The organism is Raoultella sp. (assembly GCF_039594335.1).
In the GTDB taxonomy this organism is placed as follows: domain Bacteria; phylum Pseudomonadota; class Gammaproteobacteria; order Enterobacterales; family Enterobacteriaceae; genus Klebsiella.
On the sequence record NZ_JBCNNS010000139.1, the window covers coordinates 1 to 10,690 of the forward strand.

Sequence of the window (10,690 nt, forward strand, 5' to 3'; positions counted from 1 at the left end):
ACCATCAGTGCCGCTCGATGTGGCAGTTGCTGAGAAAGGTTCATCATTTTATGAAAACCGTCAGTCCATTCCCGGGAGGTAAGCATGGTCTCGCGAAAGTGTAGCGGTATTAGGCGCAGCTATTTAGCATGGTTATAACTCCAGACGGGCAATAATAATTCAATATTAAGTTAATATAAAAGAATTCAGCACGTCATACTAATAATATTTCCATATATTTATATTCGGAGAATTAGTGGAGATGGTGGGGGTGGTTGAATAACTCTGATTTTTTCTGGATCGGCTGCTCTGATCAGACATTCTCCTGACAATACAGGCAAATGAGAAGCACAGTAGTCAGTAGGAGAAGTGCAGCATCACCAATCGGCAAGTCTGTACCAAGGTGTTAATCAACCGTGGTTTTCTGACTGGATAACGTGACGACACAAGCCGGATAGGTTCTGTTATACCTGGACTGACACCATCCCGGTAGACGATCCTGCCCAATGCTTGCCCTTTAAGAGTAATGCTCAGATCTCCCGGAGGTTTCGCCACTGAATCTCGAGGTTACTGAGCGGTTTCATCACGATAAGCCACGGTAGTACGTAGCTGCTTCGAGACTCTCTTGCCCGCCCTCACTCACCAGACTTTTTCCTTAACACACATCCACGCACCAAAGCACTGGCAATGTCATCCCTGCTTTCAGTACCGGAATGTTGTGTCTGTCGATGTAATCGACATTTCCCACAAGATATCGCAAGCGTATAACGTACCGCTCTCCGTGGAAGATGGTGTCTTCACAACAAAGATAGCGTTCCGCCATCATCAGTTCGGTGCGCAAAATGGGGAACACGCACTCGCGGTACTCCTCTTACGCCCACAATGCGGTGCCCGGTCCACCCATCGCCTGCTGCAACGTCTCATCCGTCGAGGTGTAAAACGGATCGACGCGGGGGCGATTCTGCCACTCATGACCTGAAAGAAATAATGTCGGGAGTCCCCTGAAAAAAGGCCGAGGAGAGCGGAGGAAGGTGCTGCGCTGAATATCCATTTTTTATCATGTGCCATCATCGATGGGTCATTTCTTTACCTTCCCACCCGTTCATAAATATGTTCAGAAAATCCCCTAATTTACTATTTCAGAGACTTTTCTATGTTCCTTTTTGCCTGTTTTCCATTGTGTGACCTTAATTGTAGTAACCACCAGAAGAGACAAAATCGCCAGCAATAAAGTGCTTACGCCGAACGTCCTGTCGAAACCCATGCCGGTATCCGTTAGCTTTACGGCGAAAAAGCTAATAGTCCCGGCGCTCACGGTCTGAATAAACCCGGTAACCGATGCCGCAATACCCGTCTTAGTGCCTTTAATTTGCAGAGCGATAAAATTCGCCGTGGGGTAATAAGCGCCAGGGCTTAAGTTAAAAATCATCGCGCCGACGATGCACAAAAGCAGTGAATGGCTGCCAGAAATAAAAGGAACAACCGCACTGGCCGAAGAGATATCGGAAAGAGCGCGCTTGAGGCTCAGCGGGGAAAACGTCTCTTTTGCTATCGCTTTGGAAAGCACCGGCGCGACCCCGCGCCCGTGGCCTGTAACGCTCTGCCAGCCAGTAACGTCATTAAACTTTCGGACATAAAGCAAAGAATGCTTCCGGCGAGGAAAAGCAAAAAGCTGGCCGTCAGCACCCGTAATTTACCCAGTTTTTCACCTATGCATCCTGATAATAACTAACTGCCAGCGTATATCACCAGAAAACCGCTCATCATCAGCTAAATAGTCTAATAATCAGTATTGAAAGCATTTTGTAATACGGGTAACGCAGGCACGATCATATCCGTCGCCAGCGTGGAAACCGATGCGGCGAAAATAAGAGACAAATACATCCTGAACAGAGTTAATTCGTCCTTAAATTATGCGCTTAATCATTTTATTATTTATGAATGCGCCGCAGTCTTTTTAGCAAGTGAACAGATGGCGATCCCCGTCAAAATTAAAAGCGTGCTCAGTAAGTGATAGAGATGTGGCTGGGTATGCAAAAACAGAATACTTAATATACCGCCAGAAAGTGGGATAATATGGGTATAAATTTCACCACGCGTCGCGCCAATGGCGGCGATGCCTTTGTTCCAGAATAAGTAGGCCAGCCACGAGGGGAAAATGACCAGGTACGCCAGTCCGCTGAGGAAATAGATATCGTGGTATGCGGCAAATGAGGTCGCCGGGTGTCGCCACAGCCAGCAAGTCACCACTGGAACAAGAATAACGGCACCAAGAAACGAACTGGCGGCAACGAAGGCGTTAGCGGGTATGCGGCGATCCTTATTACGCAGCAGAGAACAATACAACGCCCAGCTCAACGCAGATCCCATCGCCCATAGATCGCCCTGGCTAAAACTTTTCAGCCCCTCTGATTGCCTCAGGCTACCGTGCAGCAGGAGGACCAGCACACCGGCGGTGCTAAAGATCACGCCCAACCAGTTACGCACCGAAACCCGATCGTGGAAAATCAGGCGATTAATAATAAGCACCATACAAGGGGTCGCTGACATGTAAATCGCCGCATTCAGCGCAGAGGTCGACTGCAGGCCAATGTAGAGGGTTAAAGGGAAACTGACCTGCCCGCACAGCGTTAAAATCAGCAGCGTAGAGGCATTCTGGCACAGCAGCAGCCGACTTTCGCGAATTTGCCGGTGATAGAGCAGAACCAACAGTAGCGCCGTTAACGCCCACCTTGCTTCTGTCATGAGAATCGGATCCGCACCCTGCACGAGAATATGCCCGACGACATAATTCCCTCCCCAGAACAGGGCCGCCAGCGTGAGAAACAGGTAAGGCATGCTGATTCCTTTCATCACTTCAGACTGTACCAAATAGTAACGTTAAAATTTTAATACCATCAACTATTTTTTAGTATAAATGAAGCACAATAATCTAATCTATAAAAATCAATTAATTACAAATACATCCGCTATTTAAAAAATCACCTTGCAGCATAATTATCGGTACTATAACGTATATATACTATTGTGTTTTACAGGGATAAATTAATGCGCACACCTGAAAATACTTTCTCCGGAAACAAGCATCATTCCGATATGGACAGACTGCCGCTGGACGCAATGATTGACCGGCTCATCAACAGTGACGACCTTTCACTGACGTTGACCGCCACTCCGCAGCTTGAAGAAAGGGTCTGGTATTTGACGGAAAACACCTGCATCAGAGCGTTTATCGCCGGCGATCTGCAAGCGAAAAAGTCTGCCCTCGGCGCGCTTTTCCAGCTTTACCAGACCTGGCTGGCTGAGCCGCTATCAGCGGGCGCAAAAAACCAGTTTCACCCCCTGCTCACCAGGATCAGGAATTACATCGAGTCCGAATGGCTGCGAGCGGAAAAGAAACATTTTGTTTGCCATAAACCGGTGCTCAACGCCGGAAATATTGTTGAAGAACTTCACAAGCTATGTGAGATGCACCCGGCCTCACATCATCCTCTTTTCGACTTTCTCGCGACATCCGCTTCCGCAGCACAAATAGATTATTTTTTCAAAAGCGACAGCGCGCTGAATCTTCTTTTTTTCGATCTGGTCGCCATGGGTCTTGTCGGTTCCCTGCCAGAAACACGCGCAGAAATTGCCCGCAATCTGTGGGATGAAATAGGCCAGGGAAGTAATGAAATCACGCACGTCAATCTGTATAAGGATTTACTAAAGCGTCGGGAGATTGCCTTACCCGATAATCATTTTACCCATCTGTATGACTGGCAAGGGCTTGCCGGATATAACGCTTTCATGCTTGGCGGCGTGAACCGGCAGCATTATTACAAATCGCTTGGCGTGATGGCGATGACAGAATTACTCGATCCTCCCCAGTATCAAAAACTTGTCGCAGGTTGCCTGCGTATTGGCCTGACAAAACGCGATGTGCATTATTATGCAGAACACATCACGGTTGATATCGGGCACGCCGATGGCTGGCTGAATAACGTTATCGTACCGACTGGTAAAAGGCATCCCGCCGCGATGGAGGAAGTGTACTTCGGCGCCGCGCTTCGTCTGCAAACCTGTAACGATTACTACGATCGCCTGCTGGAGACGTTACGTGCTCTTGAAAAACCGGCACGGTGCGATGATCAGAGTGTCCCACCTTCGGAATAAATAAGTGCTTTCGCCGCACTCCAGGCCGTCATTCCAGGGGGGATCTCCCGGCACTCTGATGACTCAGCCTGCTGGGCGGCGATTGCGCCATCGATAAGAATGACCATCATCATCGCAACCCGTTCCGCCGGTTCCGGTTTCAATACACTCACGAGAATGTCGCGAAAAAACTGGTAGAGACGTGATTTAAACGTCGAGCAGGTCATCCGGATAGCCTGAGAAGATGCGCCATATTCGAAGAGCGCGCGGGTAAACATGCAGCCATGAAAATCCTCGCATTTAAACCAGTCGTTATAGTATTCAAAAACGGCAAACAGCTTCTCCCGCGCCGAGGATTTATCCGCAACAAGGTTCTGCAGATCCTGGATAAACTCGTATTCTTTCAGCTGTAAAATGGCGAGAATTAGCGCTTCTTTATCCGGATAGTAGCGGTAGAACGTCATTTTGGAGATACCCGCATTTTCCGAAATTCGGTCAATGCTCGGCGACTGGTAACCTTCTCTGTTAAACAGGGACAGGGAATGGCGGATAATTTCCGCTTGTTTTGGCTTCATACGTCATTTTCCTGTTAAAAGGATGCAATATCAGCTTTATACTGGAAATCTTAAGCGATAAACATTCAATTAATACACTGCTTTACACTGCGCAAACACCGGGGCGACGGCTCACCACGATGCCCTCTGCCTCTGAATCTCGCCTCTACCCTCATTAGCGAAGCATTCATCGCCGTCAGACACGTGCCGGATGCCTATACCATGCGCAAAAAGAACTAAGGTACTCAACCATCACTCCCCGGCAACCGCACTTGCGCTGTGCGTCCGTCTCGAGGCCAGATGGATACATCTCATGCGATTATTTTTAACGGCCGCCAAACGTTTTGCTGACCCGATTCTTCGCTCATTCCGCGGGGAAAACAGAACAAACGAACAACAGCGAGTTACCGTGCCTGCGGCGCGTCGCTGACGTATGGGTGGATGAGCGCAACGGGCGGAAAAATAACCAGTCATAAAAATGCCCGTCGGTCTATGGAATATTTCCGACAATACTTTGCTGAAATAAAGATAAGCGCCGCCAGAAAAGCGATAATTCGGTGAAAAATACGGCAAAAATGACCTTATCTGGAAATCAACACACCCAGGCGTCTAACAGGCTTTCCCTCCGGATGGCTAAAAAGCATCTTATATTCCATTTTGCTCTTAATGGCGGGCAAATATTCTTTAAATTAACAATTTCGCAGACCTACCATTCAAATATCTCGAAACGAATGGGCAAATTGTTATGTCACTCTTTCACTCCATTAGCGACCTTATTGGCCACACTCCCCTGCTTCAACTGCATAAGCTGGATACCGGCCCCTGCAGCCTGTTTTTAAAGCTGGAAAACAGAATCCCGGCGGGTCGATCAAAGACCGCGTCGCGCTGTCGATGATCAACGAGGCGGAACGGCTGGGTAAATTAAAACCCGGTGGTACCATTATTGAAGCGACAGCGGGTAACACCGGACTAGGGCTGGCGCTCATCGCCGCGCAAAAAAATTACGCCCTGACGCTGGTGGTTCCCGACAAAATGAGCCGGGAGAAAATTTTCCATCTCCGCGCCCTGGGAGCCAAAGTGCTCCTCACCCGCTCGGATGTGAATAAGGGCCACCCCGCCTATTATCAGGATTATGCGCGCCGCCTGGCGGAGGAAACTCCGGGATCTTTCTACATTGACCAGTTCAATAACGAAGCCAACCCGCTGGCGCACGCCACCTCGACTGCACCCGAAATATACGATCAGTTGGACGGTGATATCGACGCCATCGTCGTCGGCGTCGGTTCCGGGGGTACCCTCGGCGGCCTGCAGACCTGGTTTGCCAGACATTCGCCAAAAACCCAATTTATTCTCGCCGACCCAGCGGGATCGATCCTTGCCGACCAGGTTGAAACTGGGCGCTACGGTGAAACAGGCTCCTGGCTGGTTGAAGGGATTGGCGAAGATTTTATCCCGCCGCTGGCCCATCTGGATGGCGTGCGAACCGCCTATCGCATCAGCGATGGTGAAGCGTTCGCCACCGCCCGGCAGCTCTTACAAACCGAGGGCGTGCTTGCCGGTTCATCAACGGGCACCTTACTGAGCGCGGCACTGCGCTACTGCCGGGCGCAGACCCGAGCTAAACGAGTGGTGACTTTCGCCTGCGACAGCGGCAACAAATACCTCTCAAAAATGTTTAACGACGACTGGATGCGTCAGCAGGGTCTACTGAGCCGACCGACCCACGGCGATTTAACCGATTTTATCGCCCTGCGCCACGATGAAGGGGCCACCGTGACCGCGGCACCGGATGACACCCTCGCCGCTATTCTCGCGCGCATGCGTCTGTATGACATATCGCAACTGCCGGTACTGGAAAACGGCCGCGTCGTCGGCATCATCGATGAGTGGGATCTGATCAGTCACGTCCAGGGCGACAGCCAGCGCTTTTCACTGCCCGTCAGGGAGGCAATGACCCGCAACGTAGAGACGCTGGATAAACATGCGCCGGAAAGCGCATTGAAAGCCATTTTCGATCGCGGCCTGGTGGCCGTTATCGCTGACAACGACCGCTTTTTGGGTCTCATCACCCGTAGCGACGTGCTGACGACCTGGCGCAACCGACTCGAACTCTAAGGATGAAAGATGAAAAATTTGCATACATTGAGCGTACACAGCGGCGCCTTTAATGATGCCCACGGCGCCGTTATGCCGCCAATTTACGCCACCTCCACCTTTACTCAACCCGCGCCAGGGCAGCATACCGGCTATGAGTATTCGCGTAGCGGCAACCCAACCCGCCATGCGCTGGAGACGGCGATTGCCGAACTGGAGAGTGGCACCCGCGGCTACGCGTTTGCATCAGGGCTGGCAGCGATTTCCACCGTCCTTGAGCTGCTGGATAAAGACAGTCACCTGGTGGCCGTCGACGATGTCTACGGCGGTACCTGGCGCCTGCTTGAGAACGTTCGCCGTCACAGCGCGGGGTTGCGGGTAAGTTGGGTCAAACCCGACGATCTGGTCGCTCTTGAAGCCGCGATTCAGCCGGATACACGCATGATCTGGGTCGAAACCCCGACCAACCCACTGCTGAAACTGGCGGATCTCAGCGCCATCGCGGCGATTGCCCGTCAGCACAATATTATCAGCGTCACTGATAATACCTTTGCCTCGCCGGTCATCCATCGTCCCCTTGAGCTGGGCTTCGATATCGTGGTTCATTCAGCGACCAAGTACCTCAACGGCCACTCCGATGTTGTCGCCGGGCTGGCGGTCGTCGGTGACAATCGCGCGCTGGCGGAGAAACTAGGCTATCTGCAAAATGCGGTGGGCGGCGTACTTGACCCGTTCAGCAGCTTCCTGACGCTACGCGGTATCCGAACGCTCGCGCTGCGTATGGAGCGTCACAGCAGCAATGCGCTGGCCCTCGCCGAATGGCTTGAACAGCAGCCGCAGGTGGAAAAAGTCTGGTTCCCGTGGCTGGCATCGCATCCCCACCATCAGCTGGCGCGCCGGCAGATGGCGCTGCCGGGCGGGATGATTTCAGTCGTGGTGAAAGGCGATGATAACTATGCGCAGCAGGTCATCAGCAGGCTACAGCTGTTTACTCTGGCAGAGAGTCTGGGGGGAGTAGAGAGTCTGGTCAGCCAACCGTTCAGCATGACCCATGCTTCGATTCCACTGGAACAACGGCTGGCCAATGGCATCACGCCTCAGTTGATCCGTCTCTCCGTCGGGATTGAAGATCCGCAGGATCTGATCGCCGACTGGCAGCACGCCTTAGCTGGCTGAACAATCAATCCGCCGGGAGACCCTGCTGGCCACTTATGGCCAGCAGGTTTTTCATGGCTTATTGTTGATTTGTCCGAGGCATGTCGGTGTCTGCCAACGCTGGTTTGGGAGAAAAAACGTCTTCTTGCGCGGGTGCTGCGGAATGTTCCAGCGTCACCTGACAGGCCTCACGCCGTCCGAGCCGTCGCAATAGCAGACCCGATAGTCATCGCTCATAAATAGCGTTTTCCCTCTTTCAGCACATGCTCCACGAAGCGGGTCAGCTTCGGTAACGGGCGAAGATCCTGGCGCCACAGTAAATGTACCGGACGCGGATGGGGGGTATAGGCCTCCAGCACGCGTACCAGCTTGCCGCTGGCCAGCGCCTCGCTCAGTAAGATCTCCGGCTGGAGCAACAGCCCGGCTCCGGCTATCGCCGCCATGCGTAGGCCATAACCATCATTGCAGCGCAGAATCGCATCGCGCTTCCAGCGCACCGCATCTTGCGCACCCGGCAATATCCACTCATTGCGCGCCGTCCACACCGTATGGGACAGACAAAGATGATCGACCAAGTCCGCCGGTACGGCTGGCGTACCGTGACGAGCCAGGTAGGCGGGCGCGGCGCAAATCACCATTCGATAAGGACAGAGATATTTCGCCACCAGATCGGTGTTGTGAATATCACCAATTCGGATCGCCAGATCGAAGCCCTCATCGACGAGATCGATCATCCGGTTAGTCAGATCCAGTTCGATGCGAACATCCGGCCACGCCTGTAAAAAGGAGGCGGTCAGCGGCGCAATCACGCAGGCGCCAAAAGAGGTCGGCGCGCTGATGCGCAGCGTTCCGGCCGGTGCCAGTCGCAATCGTTCGACCGAACTTTCAGCAATAGCAACCTGTTCAAGTACCCGTTTGGCTTCTTCATAATAGACGCGCCCGGCATCGGTCAGACTCTGGCGCCGGGTGTTGCGCTCAAGCAGTCGGGTGCCAAGCTCTCGCTCCGTCAGGGCGATATATTTACCGACCATGACCGCCGACATCTCCAGCCGCGATGCCGCGTCGGTAAAACTGCCGCACTCTACCACGGCAATAAACGTCTCCATTCCGCGTAGCTTATCCATATTACAAACCTCTGGTTAGTAATCATCTAACTTTTAGCCAGTTTATCCGATAACTGTTCCATTAAAGAATAGAGGCTCACAACTCATCAGGAGTCAGCCATGAAAATCGTCGTTATTGGTGCCAGCGGTACCGTCGGGCGCGCCGTCGCCGAAGAACTGAACCGTCAACATGACGTCATTCGCGTAGGTCGCACTCAGGGCGATCTTCAGGTGGATATCACCTCTCAGCCGAGCATCGACGCGCTCTTTGAAAAAGTTGGTCGGGTCGATGCGATTGTCTCGGCCACCGGCAATCTGTTCTTTGGCCCACTGGCGTCGATGACAGACCGGGATTTCAACCAAGGCCTGCAGGACAAACTACTGGGGCAAATCCGCCTTGCACTAACCGGGCAGCATTACCTCAATGAAGGCGGTTCGATTACGCTTATCAGCGGTATTGTAGCCCATGAGCCGATTGCCCAGGGCGTCAACGCCACAACGGTGAATGCCGGGCTGGAGGGCTTTGTCCGCGCCGCTGCCTGCGAACTGCCGCGTGGGATCCGCATCAACCTGATAAGCCCCACCGTGCTGACGGAGTCGCTCGCCGCTTATGATGGTTTCTTCCCCGGCTTCGTCAGCGTCCCCGCCGCCGCCGTTGCCCAGGCCTATCGCCGCAGCGTGGAAGGCATCCAGAGCGGTCGGGTGTACACCGTCGGCTACTGACCGCTGAAAGCGCAGGCAGCATCTACCCGCTCAGACGTTGCCTGCTCCCTCCTCTGAATAGCGGGGAAGAGGATGACGACAAGGCGCCCGAAACCGGGCGCAAAAGATTCAGGAGACCGCCATCCAGCGGCGCAGATTATCCAGCATCGCCAGACATTGCTCCAACTGAGTCAGGGCAATAAACTCATCCGGCTTGTGTCCCTGTTCCATACTTCCCGGCCCGCAGATCAGCGTTGCCACGCCCGCTTCGTCAAACAACCCACCTTCAGTGCCAAAGGCAACGGTGGAGAACGTATCATTGCCGGCCCATTGCGCCAGCCAGCCAGCAAAGGCCGACTGCGGATCGCTCAACAGACCAGGATACTGGCTGAGCGGCTGAAAACGGATTGTGGCCTCCTCTGCCACCGTGCGCATCGCCTGCACCAGTTCCTCTTCGGCATACGCCTGCAGCCCGGTAAGGATCTCGTCGAGCGACAGGTCCGGCAAATGGCGGATTTCAAAATCGAACTGGCAGCGTTCAGGCACAATATTGAGCGCCGCACCACCTGTAATCACCCCCACCTGCACGGTACTGTATGGCGGGTCGAAGCGCGTGTCCTGCCTGAGTGCCAGCTTTTCACCCAGCACGCCTAAGCGGGTAATCAGCTTCGCCGCATATTCAATAGCGTTCACGCCATCGGGGGCATAGGCCGAATGGCAGGCCTTACCGTGAATATGGCAGCGCATGGCTAATTTGCCTTTATGGCCATAGACCGGGCGCATCTCCGTCGGCTCACCAATAATGCACAGGGCGGGTTTGTCCTTTGAGGCTTTAAGATGGTTTACCAGACTGCGGACGCCGAGACATCCCACCTCCTCATCATAGGAAAAGGCCAGATGCAGAGGCATGCTTAACGGTTGGGCGAGAAAGGCGGGAACAGCGGCCAGCACACAGGCAATAAAGCCCTT

The 10,690-nt window shown here is 53.2% G+C and carries 8 protein-coding genes and 2 pseudogenes; 5 read left to right on the forward strand and 5 right to left on the reverse strand.

Going from position 1 to position 10,690, the window contains the following annotated elements; all coding sequences use genetic code 11:
* Positions 1–104 (forward strand): hypothetical protein (locus tag ACZAHD_RS18780; RefSeq protein WP_462458134.1); only part of this gene is annotated, 104 nt, incomplete at its 5' end.
* 1,001 nt (positions 105–1,105) lie between these two features.
* On the opposite strand, the pseudogene ACZAHD_RS18785 reads toward ACZAHD_RS18780, so the two are convergent.
* Positions 1,106–1,755, reverse strand: a pseudogene (locus tag ACZAHD_RS18785) (MFS transporter).
* A gap of 159 nt (positions 1,756–1,914) precedes the next feature.
* A complete protein-coding gene (locus tag ACZAHD_RS18790) occupies positions 1,915–2,817 on the reverse strand; it encodes a DMT family transporter (protein WP_462458127.1) in 903 nt (300 codons plus the stop codon).
* A gap of 210 nt (positions 2,818–3,027) precedes the next feature.
* Here ACZAHD_RS18790 and ACZAHD_RS18795 point away from each other — a divergent pair, with 210 nt between their 5' ends.
* Complete coding sequence (locus tag ACZAHD_RS18795; protein WP_462458128.1) at positions 3,028–4,134, forward strand: iron-containing redox enzyme family protein; 1,107 nt, start codon at positions 3,028–3,030, stop codon at positions 4,132–4,134.
* On the opposite strand, the gene ACZAHD_RS18800 is transcribed toward ACZAHD_RS18795, so the two are convergent.
* The gene (locus tag ACZAHD_RS18800; RefSeq protein ID WP_462458129.1) at positions 4,110–4,688 is read right to left on the reverse strand and encodes a TetR/AcrR family transcriptional regulator; all 579 of its coding nucleotides are present in this window, start codon (positions 4,686–4,688) and stop codon (positions 4,110–4,112) included. The two genes, ACZAHD_RS18795 and ACZAHD_RS18800, sit on opposite strands and share 25 nt — an antisense overlap.
* Positions 4,689–5,406: 718 nt before the next feature.
* Between ACZAHD_RS18800 and ACZAHD_RS18805 the strand changes: the two are divergent.
* A pseudogene (locus ACZAHD_RS18805) lies at positions 5,407–6,782 on the forward strand (pyridoxal-phosphate dependent enzyme).
* 9 nt (positions 6,783–6,791) lie between these two features.
* On the forward strand, positions 6,792–7,937 hold the full coding sequence (locus ACZAHD_RS18810; protein WP_462458130.1) for a trans-sulfuration enzyme family protein: 1,146 nt from the start codon (positions 6,792–6,794) through the stop codon (positions 7,935–7,937).
* A gap of 212 nt (positions 7,938–8,149) precedes the next feature.
* Here the strand turns inward: ACZAHD_RS18810 and ACZAHD_RS18815 are convergent, their stop codons facing one another.
* Positions 8,150–9,040 carry a LysR substrate-binding domain-containing protein gene (locus ACZAHD_RS18815; protein WP_462458131.1) on the reverse strand — a complete coding sequence of 297 codons (891 nt, stop codon included), beginning with the start codon at positions 9,038–9,040 and terminating at the stop codon, positions 8,150–8,152.
* Between the two features lie 99 nt (positions 9,041–9,139).
* Between ACZAHD_RS18815 and ACZAHD_RS18820 the strand changes: the two genes are divergently transcribed.
* Positions 9,140–9,742 (forward strand): short chain dehydrogenase, encoded by a 603-nt coding sequence (locus ACZAHD_RS18820; RefSeq protein ID WP_462458132.1) that lies wholly within the window; start codon positions 9,140–9,142, stop codon positions 9,740–9,742.
* Positions 9,743–9,850: 108 nt separating this feature from the next.
* Here the strand turns inward: ACZAHD_RS18820 and ACZAHD_RS18825 are convergent.
* The coding region (locus ACZAHD_RS18825) for a M20/M25/M40 family metallo-hydrolase (protein WP_462458133.1) at positions 9,851–10,690 on the reverse strand (840 nt) is incomplete at its 5' end.